17 protein-coding genes are annotated in these 25,435 nt (G+C 36.3%); 5 read left to right on the top strand and 12 right to left on the bottom strand.

Annotation, left to right across the window (positions count from 1 at the left end):
- Window positions 1-110: 110 nt before the first annotated feature.
- The 5 genes from katG to ACFSR3_RS11745 all read right to left on the bottom strand — a co-directional run bounded on the left by katG (window position 111) and on the right by ACFSR3_RS11745 (window position 5,101).
- A complete protein-coding gene (katG, locus tag ACFSR3_RS11725; RefSeq protein WP_379821162.1) occupies window positions 111-2,384 on the bottom strand; it encodes a catalase/peroxidase HPI in 2,274 nt (757 codons plus the stop codon).
- A 180-nt stretch (window positions 2,385-2,564) separates the two neighbouring features.
- The gene (gene arsB, locus ACFSR3_RS11730) at window positions 2,565-3,632 is read right to left on the bottom strand and encodes an ACR3 family arsenite efflux transporter (RefSeq protein WP_379821163.1); all 1,068 of its coding nucleotides are present in this window, start codon (window positions 3,630-3,632) and stop codon (window positions 2,565-2,567) included.
- 2 nt (window positions 3,633-3,634) lie between these two features.
- Entirely contained in the window at window positions 3,635-4,264 is a 630-nt protein-coding gene (locus ACFSR3_RS11735) for an arsenate-mycothiol transferase ArsC (protein WP_379821164.1), read from the bottom strand.
- A gap of 10 nt (window positions 4,265-4,274) precedes the next feature.
- Entirely contained in the window at window positions 4,275-4,751 is a 477-nt protein-coding gene (locus tag ACFSR3_RS11740; RefSeq protein ID WP_379821165.1) for a DUF6428 family protein, read from the bottom strand.
- A 17-nt stretch (window positions 4,752-4,768) separates the two neighbouring features.
- Entirely contained in the window at window positions 4,769-5,101 is a 333-nt protein-coding gene (locus tag ACFSR3_RS11745; protein WP_379821591.1) for an ArsR/SmtB family transcription factor, read from the bottom strand.
- A 206-nt stretch (window positions 5,102-5,307) separates the two neighbouring features.
- On the opposite strand from ACFSR3_RS11745, the gene ACFSR3_RS11750 reads away from it, so the two are divergent.
- On the top strand, window positions 5,308-5,541 hold the full coding sequence (locus ACFSR3_RS11750) for a helix-turn-helix domain-containing protein (protein WP_379821166.1): 234 nt from the start codon (window positions 5,308-5,310) through the stop codon (window positions 5,539-5,541).
- 86 nt (window positions 5,542-5,627) lie between these two features.
- Here the strand turns inward: ACFSR3_RS11750 and ACFSR3_RS11755 are convergent, their stop codons facing one another.
- The 7 genes from ACFSR3_RS11755 to ACFSR3_RS11785 all read right to left on the bottom strand — a co-directional run bounded on the left by ACFSR3_RS11755 (window position 5,628) and on the right by ACFSR3_RS11785 (window position 18,981).
- Window positions 5,628-6,812, bottom strand: a complete 1,185-nt coding sequence (locus ACFSR3_RS11755; protein ID WP_379821167.1) for a DUF3570 domain-containing protein — start codon at window positions 6,810-6,812, stop codon at window positions 5,628-5,630.
- A 17-nt stretch (window positions 6,813-6,829) separates the two neighbouring features.
- Window positions 6,830-7,051 carry a DUF4266 domain-containing protein gene (locus tag ACFSR3_RS11760; protein ID WP_114757965.1) on the bottom strand — a complete coding sequence of 74 codons (222 nt, stop codon included), beginning with the start codon at window positions 7,049-7,051 and terminating at the stop codon, window positions 6,830-6,832.
- 6 nt (window positions 7,052-7,057) lie between these two features.
- Window positions 7,058-7,981 (bottom strand): FAD:protein FMN transferase, encoded by a 924-nt coding sequence (locus tag ACFSR3_RS11765; protein WP_379821168.1) that lies wholly within the window; start codon window positions 7,979-7,981, stop codon window positions 7,058-7,060.
- A 14-nt stretch (window positions 7,982-7,995) separates the two neighbouring features.
- A complete protein-coding gene (locus ACFSR3_RS11770; protein ID WP_379821170.1) occupies window positions 7,996-8,427 on the bottom strand; it encodes a thioredoxin family protein in 432 nt (143 codons plus the stop codon).
- Window positions 8,428-8,516: 89 nt separating this feature from the next.
- Window positions 8,517-9,212 carry a VIT1/CCC1 transporter family protein gene (locus tag ACFSR3_RS11775; protein WP_379821172.1) on the bottom strand — a complete coding sequence of 232 codons (696 nt, stop codon included), beginning with the start codon at window positions 9,210-9,212 and terminating at the stop codon, window positions 8,517-8,519.
- A gap of 182 nt (window positions 9,213-9,394) precedes the next feature.
- Window positions 9,395-17,095 carry a fibronectin type III domain-containing protein gene (locus tag ACFSR3_RS11780; protein WP_379821173.1) on the bottom strand — a complete coding sequence of 2,567 codons (7,701 nt, stop codon included), beginning with the start codon at window positions 17,093-17,095 and terminating at the stop codon, window positions 9,395-9,397.
- A 335-nt stretch (window positions 17,096-17,430) separates the two neighbouring features.
- Window positions 17,431-18,981, bottom strand: a complete 1,551-nt coding sequence (locus ACFSR3_RS11785) for a tetratricopeptide repeat protein (RefSeq protein ID WP_379821174.1) — start codon at window positions 18,979-18,981, stop codon at window positions 17,431-17,433.
- 341 nt (window positions 18,982-19,322) lie between these two features.
- Here ACFSR3_RS11785 and ACFSR3_RS11790 point away from each other — a divergent pair, with 341 nt between their 5' ends.
- The 4 genes from ACFSR3_RS11790 to ACFSR3_RS11805 all read left to right on the top strand — a co-directional run bounded on the left by ACFSR3_RS11790 (window position 19,323) and on the right by ACFSR3_RS11805 (window position 25,416).
- Complete coding sequence (locus ACFSR3_RS11790; protein WP_379821175.1) at window positions 19,323-20,672, top strand: sigma-54-dependent transcriptional regulator; 1,350 nt, start codon at window positions 19,323-19,325, stop codon at window positions 20,670-20,672.
- A complete protein-coding gene (locus ACFSR3_RS11795) occupies window positions 20,673-21,815 on the top strand; it encodes an FIST signal transduction protein (RefSeq protein WP_379821176.1) in 1,143 nt (380 codons plus the stop codon).
- A complete protein-coding gene (locus ACFSR3_RS11800) occupies window positions 21,802-24,852 on the top strand; it encodes a PAS domain-containing hybrid sensor histidine kinase/response regulator (RefSeq protein WP_379821178.1) in 3,051 nt (1,016 codons plus the stop codon). Before ACFSR3_RS11795 ends, ACFSR3_RS11800 begins: the two co-directional genes overlap by 14 nt.
- A 129-nt stretch (window positions 24,853-24,981) precedes the next feature.
- A complete protein-coding gene (locus ACFSR3_RS11805) occupies window positions 24,982-25,416 on the top strand; it encodes a response regulator (RefSeq protein WP_379821179.1) in 435 nt (144 codons plus the stop codon).
- The last annotated feature ends 19 nt before the right edge of the window (window positions 25,417-25,435 follow it).

Genomic DNA, 25,435 nt, shown 5'->3' on the forward strand with positions numbered 1-25,435 from the left:
TTGGTTTATTATCTGTGATTCACTCATAAATTTTGTATAAAGTTTTACATTAAAAAACCCATTTTAAATTTTTGGTTTAAAATGGGTTGTTGTATTTATTTTGTATGTTTTTATAAATCAAATCTGTCAAGGTTCATTACTTTATTCCATGCCGAAATAAAATCTTTCACAAATTTGTCTTTAGCATCAGAACTACCATATACTTCTGCAATTGCCCTGAGCTCAGAATGGGAGCCAAAAACAAGATCGGCACGGGTTCCTACCCATTTAACAGCTCCGGATTTACGATCATTACCAATATAAAGTTCTTTATCCTCAGAAGTTGATTTCCACTCTGTATTCATATCCAGAAGATTTACAAAGAAATCATTTGTAAGCTGACCCGGTCTCGTGGTAAATACTCCATTTTTAGAGCCGTCATAATTGGTATCTAGCACCCTGAGACCACCTATTAAAACAGTTAATTCAGATGGAGTAAGTGTAAGAAGGTTTGCCTTATCAATTAATAGTTTTTCGGTTGATACCGGTAGATTTGGTTTGCGATAGTTTCTGAAACCATCTGCCTTAGGTTCGAGATAACCAAATGATTCTGCATCGGTCATTTCCTGAGAGGCATCCATACGACCAGGGGTAAAGGGAACTATAGCTGAATGTCCTGCATCTTTTGCAGCTTTCTCAACTCCGGCACAACCGGCAAGTACAATTAAATCTGCTAATGAGATCTTTTTGTTTCCTCCCTGAGAAGTATTAAAGTCTTGTTGAATGCTTTCAAGTTTAGATAGTACCTTTTGCAATTGAGTAGGATTATTTGCTTTCCAGCTTCTTTGTGGCTCTAATCGAATACGTGCGCCATTGGCTCCGCCACGTTTATCCGATCCTCTAAACGTAGAAGCTGCTGCCCATGCTGTAGAAACTAATTCTGAAATGCTTAAACCTGATTCAAGTACTTTTGTTTTTAGAGTAGCTGTATCGTTATCATTAATCAATTCATGATTAACTTCAGGAATGGGATCTTGCCATAATAAGATTTCCTGAGGTACATCCGGTCCCAGATAACGTGCGCGTGGTCCCATGTCACGATGTGTTAGCTTAAACCACGCTCTGGCAAAAGCATCGGCAAACAGATCAGGGTTTTCAAGGAATCGTCGCGATATTTTTTCGTATGCCGGATCAAATCGTAACGACAAATCTGTAGTAAGCATAGTGGGTAGATGTTTCTTTGAGCTATCATAAGCATCAGGAATTATTGCTTCTGCATTTTTAGCTACCCATTGATGAGCACCTGCGGGGCTTTTTGTAAGTTCCCACTCAAAGGCAAAAAGATTTTCGAAGAAGTTATTGCTCCATTGTGTAGGAGTTTTAGTCCAGGTTACTTCAAGACCACTGGTAATAGTGTCAGGACCTTTTCCGGAACGGAAATTATTATGCCAGCCAAATCCCTGCATCTCCAGTCCGGCAGCTTCGGGCTCTTTACCTACATTGTCTGATGGGGCTGCTCCGTGAGTTTTACCAAAAGTATGTCCACCGGCGATTAAAGCCACAGTTTCTTCATCATCCATAGCCATACGGCCAAATGTATCTCGAATATCTTTTGCAGCTTTTATGGGGTCAGGGTTACCATCCGGGCCTTCAGGGTTTACATAGATAAGTCCCATTTGAACTGCTGCCAATGGATTTTCAAGATTACGGCTATGGATATCACCATCTGCATTATCATCTGACGAAACAACACCATGATCTTTAGGAACTCCGTCTGAACCATGAGCATAACGAATATCACCACCTAACCATTCTTTTTCAGATCCCCAATAAACATCTTCCTCCGCTTCCCAAACGTCGGCACGCCCTCCGGCAAAGCCAAATGTTTTGAATCCCATTGACTCGAGGGCAATGTTTCCGGTTAGAATCATTAAATCTGCCCAAGATATTTTGTTGCCATATTTTTGCTTGATTGGCCAAAGCAATCTTCTGGCCTTATCAAGACTGACATTATCAGGCCAACTGTTTAGAGGTGCGAAACGCTGTTGTCCTGCACCGGCACCTCCACGACCATCACCAACACGATATGTACCCGCACTATGCCACGCCATACGTATGAATAGGCCGCCATAATGGCCAAAGTCTGCAGGCCACCAATCCTGTGAATCGGTCATTAAAGCGTGTAGATCTTTCTTTACTGCTTCAAGATCCAGGCTTTTAAATGCCTCGGCATAATTAAAAGCTTCTCCCATTGGATCTGATAAAGAAGAATGTTGTCTTAGGATGTTTAATTTTAACTGGTCAGGCCACCAATCACTGTTTTTTGTACCACCGTTATCAACAGCCTGTTTAAGAGCACCGTTGTGAAAGGGACATTTACTTAGATCGTTTGATTCGTCTTTCATATCTTACTGGTTTAATATTGTTTGTGTTGAGTATCTTATAACACTAAAGTTAAGATTTTGATTTGGAATATCATAATCATTTAATTCTATATCAGGATAATAGAAATTTATGATTAGTTATGATAGATGTAACCAAAACTCGACCAATATTAAACAGGATTTTAAAAGAGCAAATAAGGATTAAGCCTCACTAAAATATCTTTTTCTAAACCAAAATGCTAAATTAACCAGGGCAATAAGTGCGGGAACTTCAACCAAAGGACCTATAACACCTGCAAAAGCCTGTCCGCTATTAATTCCGAAAACACCAATAGCCACAGCAATGGCCAATTCAAAATTGTTACCTGTTGCTGTAAATGCTATAGAAGTACTTTTAGAATAATCAGCTCCAAAGTAGCGGCCTATAAAGAAACTAATTACAAACATAACTGTAAAGTATATAACTAATGGTATCGCTATACGTAATACATCCATTGGAATCTGAACTATTAATTCGCCTTTAAGGCTAAACATAACGATGATAGTGAAAAGTAAGGCTATCAAAGTAATAGGAGAGATAAAAGGAACATATTTTGTTTGAAACCATTCTAAGCCTTTTAGCTTTATAAGGATATACCTGCTGATAAAGCCCATTGCAAATGGAACGCCTAAATAAATACCTACGCTTTCTGCAATTTGTCCAATACTAATGTCTATTGAAAAACCATTATAACCAAAATAGGGAGGCAGGATCGTAATGAATATATAAGCATAAACGCTATATAGTAAAACCTGGAAAATACTGTTAAGGGCTATTAATCCTGCCGCATATTCCCGGTTTCCATCAGCAAGATCATTCCATACCACAACCATTGCAATACAACGTGCAAGACCTATGAGTATAACCCCAATCATATATTCAGGATATCCTTTAAGGAATAATAAGGCCAATATAAACATTAAAACAGGACCTATTACCCAGTTGAGCAGGAGTGATGCACTTAAAACCTTTATATTTGAAAAAACCTCACCTATTTTACTGTAATTAACTTTCGCAAGAGGAGGATACATCATAAGAATTAATCCTATTGCCAAGGGAATATTTGTTGTGCCACTTGAGAAAGAGTTGATAAAATCTCCACTTGACGGTATGAAATAACCTATGCTTACTCCAACGACCATTGCAAGGAAAATCCAAAGTGTAAGGTATCGATCTAAAAATCCAATTTTTTTTCTTTCAGCAACAGGACTGCAATTATTTGAAGACATATTTATTTTTTTATTTGAGAGAATACATAAAACATTTCACTGGCTATCTGTAGGCTTCTCTCCTTGTATTTTTCCGCCTGTTCAGGGGTGTTGTCAAATGCTTTAGGATCTTCATAGGTTATGGCTATCCTTTTTTCAGCTCCGGTTATAAATGGGCAACCACCATCTGCTTGTGAACAGGTCATTATAGCGGCAAACTCTTCTTCCGGATTAAAATCATCATAGTATGCTTTTGAGAAGGCAATCACAGGATGCTCGTTTTCAGCATATTTTACAGCATATATAGGGTTACTTCCTTCGGAAAGACTTTGAATTTTAAAACCTGTGTTCTTTAATGTGTCAGCTACAACCGGGAACATGGCTGTGGCTTCAGTTCCTCCTGAGTAGCAGTATACATTTTGTACACGATAGTGAGCAGCAGCTGTCTGAGCCCATATTTGCGCCAAATGACTCCTGCGGGAATTATGAGTACAAATCAGGTTTAGTCTTATTTGTTTATTTTCAGTTGATTTTCCTTGTATGTAGTTTATAAGAGGCTGAAGTATTTCTTTACGTTCTTTTGAAATACTTTCAAATTCTATATTATTTACTACGTTATTTATCTCAGGGAATAGTATGCTTTCGGTTTTCATTGAAATATTTTTAGCAGCAGCCGCCTCCGGGCGTACAGCTGTTGGTTGAATTTTTTGAAATATCGATAAGGTTAATTTTCTTTTTCTCTTTAGGCACTCCGCATTGATCTGAGGCCAGGCATGCCGTTTGCTTATTTAGTAATAAAAAGTTTGTACCGTCAAACCCCAGATCATATTTACCTATTGTTTTGTCCTGATATTCTACTTCAATTTCAAAATTTCCAATGTTCAAAACTTTTTCCGATAGGTCAATTATTTTCTTTAGTTTTTCAGGTTTCAGGCGGTGGTCTTCATCATTTGAATCTTCCCATAACTGAAAGTTTACCACTGTTTCTTTACGGATTGTACCTCCACAGTCAATAAAATCTTTTGTTATAAGCCCTACTTCGGTAACATGAAAATTCTCAGGAACATAAGATCCGTCCTGTAGTTGAAATGACAGCTTTTCAACTGTATTCAAATAATTTTTGATTTCAGATAACTTCATAATTATACTATTTAAGTTTAGCAACAATCGTTCTTTTTATTTTTTGTGTAATTGTCTATTTGCTGAAAAAACGATTTAATTTTTTCAAATCCTTGTTCGTTAATGCAGTAACATATAGCATTGCCTTCAATATTTCCTTTAATTAATCCGGCATTTTTTAATTCTTTTAAATGCTGAGAAACTGTTGGCTGGGCGAGAGGCATTTCATTTACAATATCCCCACAGATACAGGTGTCAACTTTCATAAGGTATTCCAGTATAGCAATTCGTGCCGGATGCCCTATGGCTTTTGCTAAAACGGCAAGTTCATTTTGCTTTGCTGTGAAGTGATCAGTTTTTGTAATCCCCATTGTAATATATTTATATTGCAATATTACGATAAACTTTTTAAATTGAAATTGTTTGTATGTTAAGATTTTTAAATTACTCATTCTTAGTGGTAATAGATGTAAAATTGTAATTGGTTTAATTTATTCTAAATCTGAATTACTATTGTAATTTAGTGGCTTGCTTTATATTGTATACATTTATCTGATAATAATTTGAAAGAGAAGGAATGCTGCAATTTAAGGATAGAAGATTAGTTACATTTGGTGCCCATGTTAAGGCTATTCGTTTAGGTAAAGGTTTAGAGTATGCTGATTTAGCGCGTGAAACATCTTTGTCTAAAAGTGACATTGCTGCTATTGAAGAAGGAAGTAAGAACTTTGCGTTTACAACTTTGCTGGAACTTGCAAAAGGATTGGGTGTGAATCCTTCCAATCTGTTGGATTTTGATATTCAGGTATAGTAAATAATCCTTATTTATATAATATGAAAAAACTGCTCATTCGAATGAGCAGTTTTTTTGTTTTAGATTAAGGCTTAAGCCTTAATCTATTTGTATTTTATATTTATGCTGATAATGTCGGAAGTAAGGTTTGTAGACCTGCTATAGTGACCATATCTAATTTCTAATGCACTAAAATGTTTTATGCCAAAAACACCATCGGGTGTGGCAATACGAACCCCCATACCAAAAAAGCTACTGTCAAATTTTGAAAGGTCATAATTGCTGGTGTAATATTGCTCAGATCCTGTGTGTTGTCCGTATGGGCTAAAATATTTCACAGCACTTTGCGAATAATACCTATAGAAAGGGCTCAGGGAAAAGAAGGGAGACAGTTTAACCGGTACTTCAATATCCGCAGTATGTGATGTCAGTTTCCAGTCGTCAGTATAATAACGGTAATAAGCACGTATAATTACATTATCTCCTAAGAAATAACTTGCCCTCACTGCCAAAGGAATTTTGAACCTGCTGTCAGGCAGATTTTCCTGGTGTACGCTGCCATCATTAAAGTAAACCCTGTGGAATGGTAAACTCAGATAACCCTGCTGAGAAACAAGATCTGCCTGGAAGAGTAACTGAAGGTTTTGATTTACTACCTGCGAATAGCTAAGGGTACCGGCAAAAGTATTTCTTCCTTCCGTACCACCATTTCCAATGGTCGGTCGAAGTTCTATCGGGTTTATTAGTTTTACCTGATCAATATAGGTTTGGAATCTTGCAGTAAACTCGCCGTTGCGGTCTTTGGTTTTTTTAGAATAATTTATGTTTCCACCAAAAGACTGATAGTCAAACTCTGTTGAAGATGAAACTCCCGCACCTATGGTGTTTCCTTTCTCTTCATTTTCTCTGCTATAACTTACAGAAGGGTAGAAGCGAATGTCGGAATAGGAAGCAGAAGAATTTGCACTAAGGTCAACCATATCTGAAGAGGCCGAAGAATACTGGTCTACACCAACTTCAAAATCCCATGTATGTTTTTTTCCCGTTTCGCCATATTTAACAAACTTAACATCAATGCTATTGGAAATATCGGTAAGTTTTTCCGTTCCGATACCTCCGGTAACAGCAGAATTATTTCCATCCTGCTTATAATAACTTGAAACAAGATTAATTTCTTCCAGCTTTAGCTTTTGAGCTTTATAGGCTGTAGAGTCGGTCTGGATATTATCCTGTGCAGTTGCACGTAAAAAACCCAGAAGCGCAAAGCCTGTAATAAATATACGTTTCATATAATTTTACTTAAGGGTTAATTACATCCGCAGCCACCGCCGCTTTTTCCTGAATTGGCTCCTGATGAACCCTCTCTGTAACTCTGAAAACTTAATTCTGTTTTTTCTACTTTACGGTTGGAAAGTGCCATTTCGGCATCATTTATTTTATTTTTCTGGTATTCTTTTACAGAAGTACAGGAAAATGATCCTGCACCTGCGAGTACCAAAATGCTCAGGCAATAGATACGTCGTCTCATGTTGTTTTAATTAAGGTTAATATCTTTGGAGGTATAAATTTTATTATTATCGTCTATAATGATACAATGCAGGTCAGGAATCTGATCTATAAGGTATAGTCCTGCTTTTATTCCCATAACTGCAATAGGAGTGGCCATGGCATCGGCAAATTCAGCATTAGCACTTATAACAGTCACGCTTTTTATTCCGGATATGGGCAAGCCTGTTTTTGGATCAATAGTATGCGAATATTTTTTTCCGTCAATTAGTATGTATTTTTCATAATTTCCAGAAGTAGCTACGGCTTTGCCGGAAATATCTACATAAGAGAAAATGTCCTGTGGCCTGTCGGGATTTGAGATTCCTATGCGCCATTGGCGTCCGTCTGGTTGTAAACCCCAGGCTGTAAGATCACCACTGGCATTAATAATGCCACTTTGAACACCTTTTTTTATAAGTAGGGCTTTGGCCATCTCGGCGGCATAGCCTTTCCCGATTCCACCAAAACCAATACGCATTCCTTTTTCTTTTAAGAATATTGTATGATTTTCAGGATTGAGGATAATGTTGTTGTAGTTTATCAGATGCACCATCTTTAAAGCATCTTCTTTAGAAGGAAGCTTTTTCATGCTTTTGTCAAAATTCCAAAGGCTTTTATCAATGCTTCCATATGTTATGTCAAACGCTCCCTGGGTTATCCTTGAGATAGCAATACTTCTTTCAATTAGTTCATATACCTCTTTATCAACCTGGACAGGAGCTATACCAGCATTAGCGTTTACTAGACTTGTCTGACTACTCTCACTAAATGTGGTAAACAACTTCTCTATACGTCTTATTTCATCAATTGCAGTCTCAATATGGGTTTGGGCAATGCTGTTATTTTCCGCAACAACGGTAAAAGTAAAATTATTGCCCATTAGCTTTAGGGACTGCGAGAAGGTTTTCATTTATAATCGTATGATTATTTATTAGCAATACAGATATTCTTTATTTCCTGAGTCCATTGCTCAACAGTTATCTCGGGTTTTCCTGACCATGTTTTAATAACTTTTCCGTTAGCATCCAATAATAGGGTATAAGGAAATTGTCCCTGTTTATTGTATTTTTCTGCAAGGGCCTCATTTCGTTTTACCTGATCTGCAGAAAGCTGATTTTTCTTTTTTCTGGGAAAATCGGCATTAACCATTACAAGGTTTTCCCCTGCCATAGACTGGAAAGCCTGACTGTCAATGTAATCTTTTCTTAAAATGATACAGGGGCCACACCAATCTGACCCGGAGAAGTTCAGGAGTATAAGCTGGTGTTTTTCTTTTGCTATTTTTTTAGCATTTTCAAAATCTGTCTCCCATTGCGTAGGAATCACAAATAAGAGTAATAAGGCAATTAATTTCATATACTTTTTTGTTTTATAAAAATAACGTTAACCCATAAAGTGAATTGTATTTTGAAACTTAAGATTTGCTTAAGATGTAATAGTCGATTTTATCCTACCTGAACACCAAAGAGATACCCAACCAAAGCAGAGGTACACATTGCAACCGTTCCCCAAAGACAAATACGTATAATACCTTTAAGCATGTTTGACCCTCCGGCTTTTGCCGCCAAAGCGCCGGAAAAAGCAAGGAATACAATAGCAAAAACATATTGAAGGATTACCATTGATTTTATAGGGGCAAATAAAGCCACAAGCAAAGGCAGAATGCCCCCGGCTATAAAAGCAAATGCTGATGCCATTGCAGCCTGAAAAGGTTTAGCCTGTGTGATTTCATTAATGCCAAGTTCGTCCCTGGCATGAGCTTCAAGTGCATTATGAGCAGTAAGTTGTAATGCGACTTCATGTGCGACCTCGGCTGAAAGTCCTCGTTTTATATATATATCGGTAAGTTCAGCTAATTCTGAATCGGGCATATTTTTAAGCTCATTTTTCTCCCGTTCCAGATCAGAGTTTTCTATATCACTTTGTGAACTTACAGATACATATTCTCCCGCAGCCATAGAAAGTGCTCCTGCAACAACGCCGGCTATTGTAGCTAATACTATTGGATCTCTGGTAGTGCTTGCAGCAGCAATTCCGATTGCGAGACTTGTAGTGGATAGTATTCCATCGTTGGCTCCTAGTACTGCAGCCCTTAGCCATCCGCTACGAATTATAAAGTGATTCTCAGAATTTATTTTCATTTGGATGCTTTGTTGTAATAAAGTTAAAGAATTTATTAATACGAAAAATGTATTGTATGTAATCTTTTATTAGGAGTTTTTTTATTTATACGATAAGAGATTAACTCTTGTATTATTTAGAATTAGTGAAAAAAAAAGCTGCCTCAAAAGAGGCAGCCTTATAAACATTTTTTAAAGAAATATTATTCTTGTCTATTGATATAAACCCAACCGGTTAAAGTTTCTCCGTTTGAGCGTTCAATCATATAGAAGTACGTACCCGTAGGCAGCTCATTACCTTTGTCATCATTACCAACCCATTCGTTGGTATAGTTAGACTTACTGTATAATTGCTGACCGTAACGGTTAAATATCTCAAGTTTTTTAACTCCTAAAGCTGATAAGTCAAAATTATCATTGCTACCATCTCCGTTAGGAGAGATACCTCTAGGAATCATACATGATGTGCTTATTACTTCAAACATGTCTGTATTAATACATCCCGCATCTGTCGTAACTGTAACTGTATACTCTCCCGGTTTAGAAGGAACAATTTTTTGATCAGTAGCAGTAAAGCCTTCAGGACCTGTCCATGCATAAGTAGCACGATCAGTATCGAATGAGCCATCAGTATTAACCACTTCAAGATAGTAAACATTTGAGTCACATTCATCAACAAAAGAGAACTCTGGTGTAGCTGTAATTGTTACATCAAAGAAGTTTTGGTCAAAACATGGCGCATCACCCGGAGCAGCGGCATAAACATACAGACGTTGAGATGCTGTAATTGTCTCACCTGCACTTAGAATTGTTCCTGTGCCATTTTCTCCAGTATAATAATTATTACCCTCAGTTAATGCAGGAAGCACGTAGCTATCGCAGGCATTAACATCTTCAGGAGCATCAGCTACTGGAGTTGGTACAACGGTTACCGTAGAAGGTATAGTAAACACACATCCTTCTTTAGTTACTGTTACTTCATAAGTACCACCCTCTGTTACAGTTATTGAGCTTGTTGTATCAGGTAGTGTAACATTATCAAGTACCCATACATACGTTGCATTTGAGAAATCTTCGCCTGCATCAGGAGTTACTGCAATGGTTGCAGAAGCGCCCTCACAGATAGTCTGATCTGCTGTAACAGTAAATTTAGGAGGAATGTTTGATATGATAGCCTGGAAAGACAGAACTTTAGCACATGGCTGTCCAACTCTCATAATTCTGACCCAAATAGTAGTTGTAGCATTAGTTACAAAAGTAGTAGGTATATTATTAGTACCACCAGCTACAGCATCTGCTTCTGTGGTATAGAACGTGAAGGTATAATTTGGCATTTCAGATGCATCAAATGCATTAGCGACAGCTTCGTTAAGATCGAAAGTAACATCGTTACCACACTTAGTAAGATCTACAGGATCATTTGCAGGGATTATCTGCTCCTGAACTTTTATAGAGAAGTCACTTTCTCTCACAATAACGTTACCATTACATAACTCATAAGAAGCACGTGCAGTCATTGTAGTTATACCATCTTGCAGTGCACATACCTGAATATCTTTAGATGTACTATAAAGTTCACCATCTTTAAACCATTCGAAGGTAGCAGTAGGATCTCCGTTTGGTGTAAATCTCCAGGCTTCATTAGCAGCAGACCAATCACCTGTATTTCTTCCCGGAGCAGTAAACCCTACAGTTCCATCTTCATTTTGCACACCAATAACACCTACACCACCTTGCCAAGAAGTACAAGGAACTCTTCGTTTAACGTAAACTTCGATAATGTTGGTAATCTCATAGATAACAATTTGTGAACTTTGAGCGCCAATGGCTTGGTCTTCTGGGCTGTCAGTACTACAGCCGAATTGCGCAAGTTCATTAAAGCTAACTACAAATGCACGACAAGGGTAGTTTCCTAATACCTGATAGTTGATGTTAGGGTTGTCCCAACTATTATTATCCGGATTAGGGTTAGTATCCTGATAAACACCATAAATAGCGTTTTTTATCGGGAATGAAGTATCAGGTACACTCTGGCTGAACGACCATGGACTAAATGCGCCATTAGCCTGATCAGCATTAAAGCTTACTACACCATTAGAGCCTACCTGGGCAGCATTGTAAACGCCTCCCATAAAACAGAATTCAAATGGCAATACAACCCTAGGACCCCAAATATCATCTACGTCAATGGTAAGTTCAGTACCGCCAAGTGTTGGGAAAGGTTCCACATAAGGTATACCTTCTACTTCATATGAAGTTGTTTGTGCAGCACCTTCATAATAATTAGCGCTAAAGTTTACGCATAAATCTTCGTCAGGACATATTATATATTCAGTATCCGGTGCGATAATATTAAGCTCATCATCTACAACACTAACGTCTGCACAAGCAGGCGGAGTAAAGATTGAGAACCTAAGTGCTCCAGACCAGAAACTTTTATCATTAGTATCCATATCACAAATAGCTCTTACGTAATATTCGTAAAGCGTGCCGGCAGAAACGTTTGCCAATACATATTGTGGTTGGTCTACAATTACACTTGTTGTTGGAGCAGTAGACGGGAATGCACCTCCCTGAGGCTGTATAACAACTTCCCATTGTGTTTCACTACCACCCGGAGTCCAGCTAAGCAATGTAGTGTTAGAAGCGTTTACAACGCTCTCACTTACCAGGTTAGTAGGTTGAGGACATGTAATAACCGAACAATATGGCATACCTTCATAAATAACTGTTTCCCTTTCAGATGCACCTGATCCGGCAACTTTGTTAAAAACTGTTTGGTTGTTAAAGTTGTTTACAATCGATAATCCTATACCAGACTCATCCCAACTGCCTTTATTCCAGTATACCTGATAAGGTATACCTGTACAAAGAGGTATGGTAACAGTTTGAGGGCCTTCACCACTGGTGAAATCGGCTCCAATAGTTGCTACAGTAATTCCACTCTGTGTGATACTTACAGTGTCACCATTCCAACCCCATCCGGTGCCGGTCATTGTAAAGTTATATAAACACTGATCTACTACTTCACAAACATTTGTGTGGAAGTTAAACGGACCACTCCAACGGCTTTTATCACCAGGACCACAAATAGATCTAACATAGAATTGATAATTCGTAGCAGGAGTTAAGCCTGGATAAGGGAATCCATTGGTTGGGGCAGGAGTACCCACAGTGTTTGTTTGCGGTATTGCACCTCCTTGCGGAACTACATATACTTCCCATTCTGTGGCAGAACCTACTTCAGTCCAGTTTAATGTAACCTGAGTCATACCAGCGTCAGTAACGTTAAGGTCAATAGGCTTAGGACAAGTTAAAACTTTAGCTTCAACGTTGTCTACAGCTGCAGGCGTCTCTCCGCCACTCCAAGCATTATTTACCCATTGGAAAACAAAACGCTGAGTTGTACCGGCTTGTGCTGATGTAAGAGGAATAACAAAATTTTCATTTTTCCAGATACCATTGTTGAAAAGATTCTGTGTGGTTATTTCTACACCATCACCACCGTTAATTTGGTTACCGGCAACAGGCAGATAACTTAAAGGAACCATCCATACAGAAAGGTAATCGCCACCCCATTCTTCGCCTATACTTTTCCAGTCAAAAGTAAAGTCAAGTTCTGTTGTTCCGGCAGGAATTACGATATCTCTGTAAGCATGGATTATTGATTCCTGATCGTTAGTGAATGCATTTGAAACTCCATTATCATTAGTTACATACATAGATTGTGCAGGAGTGTTGAATGTCGCACCACCAACAGCCCATGTATTAGGCTGATCAAGGCTGATAAATGTATAATCAGCTGCACCAGCGTCAAAGCTTTCTGCATATGGAAGAACAGCAGGAACCTGAGGTGTATTAAAGTTGTTTCCACCAACCCAGAAACTGTTTCCATCAGCCGCTCCACAATTACTTCTTATCCATATAAAGTAATTAGTATTCGCAGGAAGACCTGATATAGTAACTGATGTTCCTGATATACCTGTACCTGTAGGTGTTGTCCCTGCAACAGGAGGAACCGGGCTTGTAGTTAAATAATACTCATAGCTCTCAGGAGCATTTGTAGGAGCTGTCCATGTAAATGTCACATTATCTTCATCTATAGATGTTAAAGTAACATCGGTAGGAGCAGAACATGTAATTACAGAGAATCCTACATTGTCAACCGCAGCAGGGATAGTTCCGCTACTCCAGCTGTTTTCCCATTCAAAAATAACTCTTACAATAGTGCCATTCCATGATGGAGGAATATTTACAACATTATTGGCAGTTTTCCATACGTTGTTATTGAATAAGTCTGGACCTACATTTATTACATTAGGATTAGAACCAACCTGTTCACCAGCAATAGGACTAAATGTAACCGGAGCAACATAGGCTCTTAATACATCTGACCCCCATTCTACACCAACACTTTTCCAGTCAAAATTAAGAAGAACCTGACCTGATGCGATTGTAGCAGGAAGCTGAATATCTCTGTAAGCATGAACTATGCTAAGTCCATTACTGTTATTATAAGAGTTAGTAACACCACCATCGTTAGTAACATATAACGATTGTGTAGGGCTGTTGCTAGTAGCAGTACCTACAACCCATTCATTATCATTTGAAGTGTTGAATGAATAACTTTGAGGTGTACCGTCAAAATTCTCAGCATACGGCATAGTAGCCGGAATCTGAGGTGTTACAAATTTAAGAGGACCTACCCAGAAACTTTTCCCGTCTACACCACAATCACTTCTTACCCAGAAATTATAATATGTAGAAACGGCAAGTCCCGGAATCGCCACAGTTGTGTCAATTGTATTACCTGTAGGAGTTGTTGTTGCTACCGGAGAAGTTCCGTCTGTTGAAATATAGTAATCATAAGATCCCGGTGCAGAAGCAGGAGGTGTCCATGAGAATGTAGCTGTATCTATCGTTAAAGCATCAAGTACTAAATCACTAGGTGCAGGACAGGTAATTACACTTAATCCTACATTATCAATAGCGGCAGGTATAGTACCACCTCCCCAGCTGTTTCTCCATTCAAAGATTACTCTTCTTACGGTACCATTCCAGCTTGCAGGTACATCAATAACATTATTAGCGGTTATCCATTGATCATTGTCAAAATAATCAGGGCCTGATTTAACAATATCACCGCTTTCATTAATTTCCTGCCCTACAGTTGGAGTAAATGTAACAGGAGCGATATAAACCTTCATTAGGTCGCTTCCCCATTCAACCCCCATGCTTTTCCAGTCAAAATTCAGAAGAATCTGTCCTGATGGAATATTAGCAGGTAGTTGTATGTCTCTGTAAGCATGAACTACTGTAAAGTTAAACGAATCATAACCATACGTTGTACCGTCATTACTTATATATAATGATTGGGTTGGGCTACTGCTTGTTGAAGTACCTACAATCCATTCGTTAGGGCTGTTGGTTCCATTAGCTAAAGTAAAATTATGTGCGCCAGCATCAAAGTTCTGAGCATATGGCATAGTAGCCGGAATCTGAGGTGTAGTAAACATTACAGGTCCCGTCCAGAAGCTAATGTCAGTATCGCTACAATGAGATCTTACCCACACAAAATAATTAGCAGATGTAATTAATGGAGTTATAGTAGCAGTTGTTTGCGTGCCCGGTACAGTTTGCGTTGGTGCGGTACTGGCTACAGGTGCTGTGTTGGTTTGTGATACATAAACATCATATGTTGTCGGAACAACAGATGGAGCTGTCCATTCAACTACTGCCTGAGTAACGTTTAGATCCTGTACAATCAGGTCACTTGGCTGAGGACATGTAACAACCTTAAATTCAATATTATCAATTGCTGCCGGAGGGGCAGATCCAACGCTGCCGTCATTCGTCCACTCAAATACAAGTTTAACTAGAGTTCCGTCCCAAGATGCAGGGGGAGTGATAATATTATTTGAGGCTTGCCAGTTCATACTAAGATTACGATTTGTACCTATTCTGATACCATCGCTATCTGTTATTTGTGAACCTGGTGTAGGAGTAAATGAATCAGGTACAAGCCATACGTTGATGAAGTCACAACAAGATTCACCAAAAGCTTTCCATTGGAATGAAAGGCTTAACTGATCTACTGTGGCAGGCAATATTAGCGTTTTGTATGCATGAACTATTGAAGAAGCTCCGTCTGAATAAGCATTGTTAACGCCGTTATTATTCGATATGTAAAGTGATTTATTTGGACTGAAGTTAGTTGCAGTGCCTACAAACCATTTATTAATCTCTGTTCCGTTTGACAGAGTAAAGCCTGAATCGGCTCCATCAAAATTTTGATAATAGTCTAACTGAGTCGCAACCTGACTTGTGTTAAACACATAGGGGCCTGCCCATATACTATAATTACCATTACCACAATTTTCTCTTACATAAAATTCGTAAGCTGTAGCAGGGGTAAAGGGAGTAATTGTTGCACCCGTAGTGCTTCCTACTGTATTCCCTGTATTTGAGGTTACTGTATTAGCGTTAGCAGCAGATGGCAATCCTGAACCGGCTGGTTGTACAGCCATTTGCCAGGAGGTTGCACCTACTGTTCCGGGATTCCAGCCTAATGTCGCTGTTGTTCCCGTAATACCGGTTACATTACCACCTGTAGGCTGCGGACAGAATACCTGTTGTATTATTAAAGTATACTGTGTTGTTTGCGGAGTACCGTTTGTAGATATTACAAAATAATAGGTGGTACCAGCTGTCATAGCAAATGAAGCATTATTATATGCAGATGTTGCAGATGCAAGACCACCTGTTAAACACGAAACACCAATACTAGTACAGTTATTATATACAAAAAGACCTGCCGGTCCCCCTGTACCTGTCAGGGTTATATTGTAATTTCCTGTTACGTTAGGAGTGTATGAATATACTACGTCATTTCCTGCCAGGTAGTTTCCTGAACTACCACAGCCTGTACCAGGCAGGCCTTCATAAAAGTCACTGTTGTCGGAAGTATTACCTGAGGCGCTCTGATTACCCGATCCTAAAACAATTGGATCAGCACACGTATCTCCCTGACACCTTGTTTTGAATAATGTTGGACCAACCCATTGGCTGATACCTCCGTCATCACACAAAGAACGAACGTAGAATTTATAAGCAGTACAAGCCGTAAGACCCGTTTTTACATAAGGAAGGGTACCGCTGTAAACTTCTCCTGAACCGGTTGCCGCAAGACCATCCTCTACAACTTCAATTTCCCATTCACTGGCAATATTGTCTGTCCAGCTTAGTGATGCTGTTGTAGTTGTAGATGCTGTAATTACCGGAGTAACTGGTGGCACACATAAAGCACTAACCTTTACATCGTCTATAAACCAACGATCTTTATCATCACCTTCCATAAGGAAAGCTACTCTAACCTGTGTTCCCGGTGCCCATAAAGCATTTGCCGGTATAGTAATGATTTTTTCAGTCCATTCCGTCTGAACCGGGTTAAGTGTCAGTTCAGAATAGGTTGTTAAAAGGAAAGCTGCATTACTGTTAAAGTCTGCAGGAGTTGGTGTAGCTCCTGTATCTGGCATGAGGTATACTTTGTATATACCGCCGTTGTCACCCGCAATAGTAAGCCTTGACTGAAATCTTAGTTCAGCATTTGCTACCATAGGGAAAGCTTTAGTAACAAGCCAGTCTGCCGGGATTGCGTCAGTTGGTGCTACATTCTCCTTTTGAAGATACGCAGAGTGTCCTGAACCCCCATAAGGTGGTTGCTGTGTGTTGCCCGGAATCGTCTGGATCCAGGTCTGTAATGGTCCGAATTGATTTATGACGACCCAGTTTGGTGGTGCTGCCGGACTACCTGTCCATGGATCATCGAAGTGCTCCACAGGTAACTGCGCATACGCAAAAAAGGACATCAACAATCCGAAGATCATTAAAGTAATTCTTTTCATTGTTAATGTAGTTTAAGTTAATTTAATTTAAACCTTATGCTGTTTTAACAGTAAGATTATAGCAATGTTAAGAATTGTTAAGATTCCTTTTCTGTTTTTGTTCTTATTTATATGTATAAAAATAGTGACATATAGCTAGATTATTGGTGACAACATTGTTATAACTATTTGACATTTAGTTGTTTGTGTTTAAAAAAGGTGTCTTTTTAGAAGACTGTAAATTATTGGTTTTTTTATGAGTTAGATTGCTAAAATGTTATCAGTAATTTACTATATGTTTCTTTTTTGTACGAATTATTTAATGTTTTTACAATTTAATATCGTAATTTTAATAGCTATAGATTTGCTATGTATTCATACAAATCCAAGTCTTTTGGTATTTCCATTTTACTAACAAGGCGTTCTTTTCTTTTTTTGCAAGCATCCGATGTTATGTTAAGTAAATAGGCAATTTCTTTATATGATAAGTTCATATACATATAAGCAATGAATCTAATTTCACTAATATTTAAAGTTGGATGAGCTGTTTTTAGCCTGGAAAGAAAACCGGAGTTCACTTCCTGAAAATGAGAAATAAAGTCATCCCAGTCATTATCAGTTTTTATATGATGCTTGAGTGATTCTACATAAGAAGCTAAGGTGCTGTCTTTTGAATATTTAGGTCTTTTTGAAAGGTAGTTTAATATTTCCTCAATTAATTCATTACGCCCGGAAAGATGCAAAGCTTTTGCTGAGAGTTTTCTGTTTCTGGTGTCAATTTCGTTTTTCAGACGTTCTTGTTCTTTTGCAGAATTTAAAACCTTTTGTTCAAGTATCAGGCTATTGTTTTTTTCTCGCAGAAGATTAAGTTCGCTATTTTCCTGATTTCTCTTTGCTACAATATTTTTTTGTCTTAAAATAATAATTAAAAAAAGTACTATTATTAATATAATCGTAATTGAACAATATAAAATCCATCTCTCATGTACAATTTTATCTTCTTTTTGCTGTAATTGTTCTTTATAATCTTGTATTTCAAACTTTACCCTGTTATTTTCAAACAATCGTCCGTTTTTTATATCGTTCAGTCTTTTCTCGGTATCAATGATTGAATCTTTATATGATAATGCTTTTTCCAGATTACCACTTTTTTTGAAGATGTCGGATAATAACTGATAAGTGTCTTTTTTTATGTCGATAACCGGCTTTTTATCAAGGACTTTTAAAGCAAACTGAGAAGCCATTTCGTAATTGTTTTCACTTAAGTAACTTTTAGATATTAGTGACCATAGAAAAACATCTACGTTTAATGCATTAGAATAATCAGGGTTGTTTAATAGTTCAAAAGCCTCTTTTCTTGCAATGTGACTATTGCCCAACAAGAGATCGTTTTCTATCAAAAGAATTTTTGCAGAGAGTAAATATTCTTCTTCTAAATATTTTAATGATTCTTTTAAATAATATCGGGCTTTTTCAGGTTTCTCGAGTTTGTTATAGATGTATCCTATATTCATTACAGGGAGGCCTTTTCTTGCATCAATATTTTTTTCTTTTGCCAGTTCATAGGCTTTAGTGTAATATTCTAAAGCTTTATCATAAATCTTTTCTTTGGTATAAAGATTAGCAATGTTATTAAGGGATGCAATTTCATCCTTAGCGTCTAATTTACTTAATGCAATGGTGTAGCTTTCCAGAAAATAATTTAATGCTTCTCCATAGTCAAACATTTCATAGTAGGTATTTCCTATGTGAAAAGTAGCATCATAAAGTTGTCTGTCCCACTTATATTTATTGGCAATTGACCGAGCTTCTGTAAAAAACTCTAAAGAATGTATATAATCCCTTTTTTTGAATGACTCTACACCTTTACTAATTAGAGAGTCACAAACCTCTTTTGTATTTGACATCAGGATATTTGTAACCAGTAAAAAAAGAAGGCATAGAGAGAATCTCTTTATGTTTATTTTAAGTAGCATTTTTAAGCAGTATAAATCTTATTTTGAACAGAGTAAATGTAAGAAATATACCCGATGATATAATATTTTCTGTTCAAATTTGACTAAAATGATAAAGAAAAGACTTGTTTGTTGTTTTTTTGTTAATAATTCAAAATACAAATAACAATATGATTGATTATAATATATTTTTTTAAGTTTAATTTTGATAAATTGACTGTTGTTAGTTTTATTTTTTTAAGATATTACTTAAATTTTGTACATTAGTATTGCTTATAAATACTAATAAATTTATGACATCACTTAAGATATTTTTGGTTGAAGATGATTCTTTTTTTGGAGAAACATTAAAGTATCATTTAAAACTCAATCCCGATTTCGATGTTCATCTTTTTAAGACAGGTAAAGAATGTCTGGATAATTTATTTTTAAAGCCGGATATAATTTGCCTTGATTTTGGGTTGCCTGATATTAAAGGAGATGTACTGCTTAAAAAGGTCCATCAGTCGAATAATAAAATTCCCATTATTATAATCAGTGGTCAGGAAGATATCGAAGTAGCTGTAAATTTTTTAAAGTCTGGTGCGAGGGATTATATCGTAAAGAATGTACATACCAAGGATATATTATGGAATTCTATTCTTAAGATCAGAGAGAATTTACATCTTATAAATGAAGTCGAAGAGCTTAAGGAAAAGCTTGAACAAAAATTCAGTTTTGAAAATACCATCATAGGACAAAGTGAAGCTATTAAGGATGTTTTTAATAAGATTAATAAATCGATTAGAAGTAATATTAATGTTTCTATAACTGGTGAAACCGGTACAGGTAAAGAGGTAGTGGCCTCAGCAATTCATTACAATTCCGAGAGAAAAAATAAGCCCTTTATAGCGGTTAATATGGCGGCTATTCCTAAAGAACTCGTAGAGAGTGAGTTTTTTGGACATGAAAAGGGGGCTTTTACAGGTGCAGACACTAAAACCATTGGAAAGTTTGAACAGGCTAATGGAGGAACCATTTTTTTAGACGAAATAGCGGAGCTTGATCTAAACCTTCAGAGTAAATTATTAAGAGTTTTACAGGAAAGGGAAGTGGTACGTTTAGGAGGAACTTCAAGAATAAAATTTGATGCGAGACTTATAATTGCTACCCATAAGGATTTAAAAGAAGAAGTTAAGAAAGGGAATTTTAGAGAAGATTTATATTACAGAATTATAGGGTTACCTATTGAGCTTCCGCCATTACGAGAGAGAGGTAACGATGTACTGCTGTTAGCAAAACACTTTATTGATATGTTTGCTAAAGAGAATAGGATGAAACCTCCAGTTTTGTCTAAGGAAGCTAAAGACAGATTGTTAAAATATTCTTTTCCGGGTAACATTCGGGAACTTAAATCTGTTATGGATTTAGCTTGCGTGATGTGTGAAAATGATGAAATTTTAGATTACGATCTTACTTTTTCGAGTATAAATAATACTGATTTTTTCCTGTCCGAAGAAAAAACACTGAAAGAGTTTACGCATGAAATTATAATGCACTATCTGAAAAAAAACAATAATGATGTATTAAAAACTGCCAGGCAATTAGATATTGGCAAATCAACAATATATAACTTAATTCAAGCAACCGAAAAATCCAACTAAATGAAAGTAGCTTCAATATTATTCAGGAATGGTTCTTTTGAACAGGAAAAAAATGATGAGAATTTGATTTTAGCTGATGCTGACCTCGTACTTGGTTTCGGGTCAAGGGAACTGGTTTCTAGTGAAGCAGTTTACACTGAGGTTAAAGAGAAGTTTCCGGTGTCTAAGTTAGTCTTGTGTTCTTCTTCCGGTGAGATAAACGGAACTGAAGTTCTTGACAATACAATTTCATTTACAATTATTAAATTTTCTTCTACAGTTGTAAAGAGCTCGGAAGTAAATATTTCTGATTTTCCTAACAGTTATGAAGCCGGTAAGGTTTTAATGCAGAATATTGATCCTGTTAATTTAAAATTTGTACTGGTTATCTCAGATGGGGGACTTGTTAATGGAAGCGAACTTGTGAAAGGAATGAATGCTTCGAAAACTGATGATGTTCTTATAATGGGCGGCCTTGCAGGTGATGCTGCCCGATTTGAAAAGACCGTTGTGGGATTAAATAAATTGCCATCTCAGGGACAAATTGTTGCTTTGGGATTCTATGGCGATAAATTAATGGTGTCACATGGATCATTAGGTGGCTGGGAGAGTTTCGGGCTTGAAAGGACAGTAACCAAATCGAAAGAGAATGTTCTTTCTGAAATTGATGATAAGAATGTATTGGAGTTATATAAAAGCTATTTGGGAAAGTATGCTGAGGAATTGCCGGGCTCGGCACTTCTTTTTCCATTAGCAATAAAGATGGAAGATAATGAGGAGCCATTAGTTAGAACCATACTTTCAATTGATGAAGATCACAGTACAATGACTTTTGCGGGAGATATTCCTGAAGGAAGTAAGGTACGTTTTATGAAAGCTAATTTTGACAGGCTGATTGATGCCGCAAGTGGTGCAGCAGGAGCATGCCTTGATATTAATAGTTTTACACCTAAGTTAGCATTATTGATAAGTTGTGTAGGAAGGAAACTTATTTTAGGAAGCCGTATTGATGAAGAAGTTGAAGCTGTTTCTGAAATTTTTGGAAAAGAGACAATGCTGATAGGATTTTATTCTTACGGTGAAATTTCTCCTTTGAAACCTTTTGCCGATTGTGTGCTTCATAATCAGACGATGACGATAACTTCATTAAATGAAATTGATTAACATGAATAATCATAAGCTTTTACAGCGACAGATAAATAAATATATACCTACAGATTTAATTGATAATCCTTCGTTTCAGTCTTTCATTAAAGCTGTTAATGATTCCTATATATCTTTTGAAAGAGACAAAGATTTAATGGATCACTCTTTTAAAGAAAGTGAAAAAGAATATCATGAGGTCAATCAGAATTTAAAAAAAGAATATGAATTAAAGCAGGAATCTATTTCTAATCTCTATAAAAGCCTTACTGAATTAAAAAGTGACAAAAACTTTGAAGATGAAATAAAACAAAATGACCTGCTTTTTATTTCAAGATATATAAGTGACGAAATTCTTAAGAGAAAGGAGACTGAAAAAAAACTTTTTGAAACGGCAGAATTTTTAAGGGTACTGCTTGATAACATTCAGTCAGGAATATTATTTATAGATAATACTGATACAATATTATATGTAAATCAGCATTTATGCGATATAAGGAATATCCATGCTTCTCCAGTGGATATGATGGGAAAAAAACCGGATTATTATTTAAACGATGTAACAGCACTTTTTAAAGACCCTGATGCTTATAAAAACAGGATTGTTGAAATAATTAAAAACAAGGATATAGTAACCGGTGAAATACTTGAGACTATTGATGGCCGTTTTTTAGAAAGAGACTATATCCCTATTATAGTTGAAGAAACATTTATAGGACATTTATGGAAGTCTACAGATGTTACTCAAAAGATTATAAGTAAAAATTTATTACAACAAAGTGAAGAGCGTAATCGTATAATTATGAATTCTTCATTAAATGCAATAATTACTATTGACATAAATGGAAAAATTACTTTCTGGAATAATCAGGCAGAAGTTATTTTTGGATGGAAGAGAGATGAAGTATTAGGAAAAACACTTAATGATACGATTATTCCTAATAGACATAAACAAGAACATTTTGATGGCTTAAAGCATTACGTTGAGACTGGTGAGGGACCTGTTTTAAATAAGCAAATTGAGCTTCCGGCTGTTAATAAGAATAACATTGAATTTCCTATAGAAATTTCAATTATACCACTTGAGCAGGATGGAGAGGTTTTCTTCTGTTCGTTTATTCAGGATATATCTGAAAGGAAGAAAGGGGAGGCTAAATTAAGATTACAGGAAGAGAAGTACAGAAATATTATAGCAAATATTAATTTAGGACTTATAGAAGTAAACACGGAAGAGGTTATACAGTTTGCAAACCAAAGTTTTGCCGAAATGAGCGGCTTTGAAGTCGATGAACTTATTGGATTGAGTGCTTTGGATACTTTTGTTTTTGGTGAAAATATTGAAGTAATGAAAGATAAGAACCGTTTGCGCAAAAACGGTATTTCGGATGTATATCAGATTCCGGTAAGAAATAAAAGAGGTGAGTTGAGATGGTGGGCTGTTGGTGGAGCACCTAATTATGATGACAAAGGGAATCTGGTTGGATCGATAGGTATTCATCTTGATATTACTGAGCAGAAACAGATGGAACTTGAACTGGAAAGTGAAAAAATTAAAGCCCAGGAAGCATCAAAAGCTAAAGAAGCTTTTCTTGCCAATATGAGTCATGAGATAAGGACACCACTAAATGCAATTATTGGTTTCTTGAGAGAACTTGAGAGACAGGGCTTGTCTGAAACTCAAAAGAAATATGTTGATAATAGTGCAATTGCTTCTAAGCATTTGCTTTCTATTATAAATAATATTCTTGATATTTCTAAAATTGAAGCAGGAGAGATGTCTTTGGAAGATGAAGATTTCATTTTTTCTGATGCAATAAATAATGTAATAACAGTGATGCAACCCATAGCTACGGAAAAGGGATTAAAACTGTATTCTGATATTGCTGAAAATACGGGTAATGTATTTAAAGGAGATATATTACGATTAGAGCAGATACTATTTAACCTCATTGGTAATTCCCTGAAGTTTACTACAGAGGGATTTATCTCTTTAAACTGCAAAGTTTTAAAAGATAACAATAACTTTCAGGAAGTGTGCATTTCGGTTACTGATACCGGAATAGGTATGGAGCAAAGTTTTGCGAATACAATTTTCAATAAGTTTTCTCAGGAAGATAAATCTACAACACGAAAGTTTGGAGGCACTGGCCTAGGTATGGCAATTACACGGGAGCTTGTACAGTTAATGAAAGGGCATATTACTATTGAAAGCCAAAAAAATGTTGGAACTACTATTAATATTATTCTTCAACTTGAGAAGGGTGTCTTAAAAAATGTAAAGAAACCTCAGAGTGAGATAAATCATGATATTGCCGGAACAAACATTTTGTTAGTAGAAGACAATCAAATGAACAGGATGGTTGTTAATTATACGCTTAACTACTTTAACTGTAAAGTTACAGAGGCGACTAATGGTCTTGAAGCACTTGACATTTTGAAAAAAGATAAATTTGATGTTATATTAATGGATGTTCAGATGCCTGAAATGGGGGGTATTGAAGCCACTAAAATAATAAGGGAAGTATTAAAAATTGATACTCCTATAATTGCACTTACAGCTAATGCTTTTAAGAGTGAAATTGATAAGTGTAAAGAGGCGGGCATGAATGATTATGTCACAAAACCTTTTGAAGAGTCTGTACTTATCGAAACTTTAGCCAGATATACCATTAATAAAGATGTTTTACCCGAAAATATTATAGAAAGAATAGATATAGCAAAATTATATGATTTGAAGATTCTCAATAATATGAGTAAGGGAAATAATGAATTTGTTCAAAAGATGATTTCTATTTTTATTAGCCAGACGGAAGATGTTATAGATAGGGTTGATAAAGCCTTAGTTGATGAAGATTTCCCTCTCGTTAGCCAACTTATCCATAAGATTAAGCCCAGTATTGAAAGCATGGGGATTTTATCTATTATGGAAGATGTTAAGCGTTTGGAAAAAATAGCAAAGGAATCTTCTGATCGAAATCAAATTACTATTTTATTTATCCATATTAAAAATATTCTTTTAATAGTTATTGAAAAGCTAAAAGAAGAAATCAAAGTATAACACATTGGAATATTTTCCAAATAATGGAATTAAAAAAAGTAAATTAAATTTGTAAATAACTGAAAAACAAATAGTTGTAATTTTGGTTCGAAATTGGTATACACTTTATCAAACAAAAAAGTGATAAAGATGGAAACGCAAAACCAATTTAAATTCTTCATTGTAGACGATGATGTTTTCTGTGCAAATGTTTACGAACAATATCTCACTACATTAGGCTATAAAGACATAACTGCTTATAGTAATGGCACTGATTGTCTTAACAATTTGCACTTGAATCCGGATATTATTTTTTTGGACCATAATATGGAAGATATTACCGGATTTGAGGTGCTTAAAAAAATTAAAAGATATAATCCAAACATTTATGTGGTTATGATTTCCGGTCAGGAAAACATGAAAACAGCCATTGATGCCTTAAAATATGGTGCTTTTGATTATGTAATTAAAGGCAAAGATGTATGTGAAAAGATAGGTGAGGTAATAAATAAAATTATCAGGGTAAAAGAAGAGCTTGCAAAATCTAATCCGGGTATTATAAAACGCCTTCTGTCTATATTTTAAGAACTCCTTAATACTATTG

Origin of the sequence: Flavobacterium suzhouense (assembly GCF_042684765.1) — a bacterium.
GTDB lineage: Bacteria > Bacteroidota > Bacteroidia > Flavobacteriales > Flavobacteriaceae > Flavobacterium > Flavobacterium suzhouense.

Coding starts and splice junctions, on each gene's coding strand:
- ACFSR3_RS11750 (WP_379821166.1), top strand. CDS start 5,308: ATGCTGCAATTTAAGGATAGAAGATTAGTTACATTTGGTGCCCATGTT.
- ACFSR3_RS11800 (WP_379821178.1), top strand. CDS start 21,802: ATGAAATTGATTAACATGAATAATCATAAGCTTTTACAGCGACAGATA.
- ACFSR3_RS11790 (WP_379821175.1), top strand. CDS start 19,323: ATGACATCACTTAAGATATTTTTGGTTGAAGATGATTCTTTTTTTGGA.
- ACFSR3_RS11765 (WP_379821168.1), bottom strand. CDS start 7,981: ATGAAAACCTTCTCGCAGTCCCTAAAGCTAATGGGCAATAATTTTACT.
- ACFSR3_RS11735 (WP_379821164.1), bottom strand. CDS start 4,264: ATGAAAACCGAAAGCATACTATTCCCTGAGATAAATAACGTAGTAAAT.
- ACFSR3_RS11755 (WP_379821167.1), bottom strand. CDS start 6,812: ATGAAACGTATATTTATTACAGGCTTTGCGCTTCTGGGTTTTTTACGT.
- ACFSR3_RS11740 (WP_379821165.1), bottom strand. CDS start 4,751: ATGAAGTTATCTGAAATCAAAAATTATTTGAATACAGTTGAAAAGCTG.
- ACFSR3_RS11795 (WP_379821176.1), top strand. CDS start 20,673: ATGAAAGTAGCTTCAATATTATTCAGGAATGGTTCTTTTGAACAGGAA.
- ACFSR3_RS11745 (WP_379821591.1), bottom strand. CDS start 5,101: ATGGGGATTACAAAAACTGATCACTTCACAGCAAAGCAAAATGAACTT.
- katG (WP_379821162.1), bottom strand. CDS start 2,384: ATGAAAGACGAATCAAACGATCTAAGTAAATGTCCCTTTCACAACGGT.
- ACFSR3_RS11780 (WP_379821173.1), bottom strand. CDS start 17,095: ATGAAAAGAATTACTTTAATGATCTTCGGATTGTTGATGTCCTTTTTT.
- ACFSR3_RS11785 (WP_379821174.1), bottom strand. CDS start 18,981: ATGTCAAATACAAAAGAGGTTTGTGACTCTCTAATTAGTAAAGGTGTA.
- arsB (WP_379821163.1), bottom strand. CDS start 3,632: ATGTCTTCAAATAATTGCAGTCCTGTTGCTGAAAGAAAAAAAATTGGA.
- ACFSR3_RS11760 (WP_114757965.1), bottom strand. CDS start 7,051: ATGAGACGACGTATCTATTGCCTGAGCATTTTGGTACTCGCAGGTGCA.
- ACFSR3_RS11770 (WP_379821170.1), bottom strand. CDS start 8,427: ATGAAATTAATTGCCTTATTACTCTTATTTGTGATTCCTACGCAATGG.
- ACFSR3_RS11775 (WP_379821172.1), bottom strand. CDS start 9,212: ATGAAAATAAATTCTGAGAATCACTTTATAATTCGTAGCGGATGGCTA.
- ACFSR3_RS11805 (WP_379821179.1), top strand. CDS start 24,982: ATGGAAACGCAAAACCAATTTAAATTCTTCATTGTAGACGATGATGTT.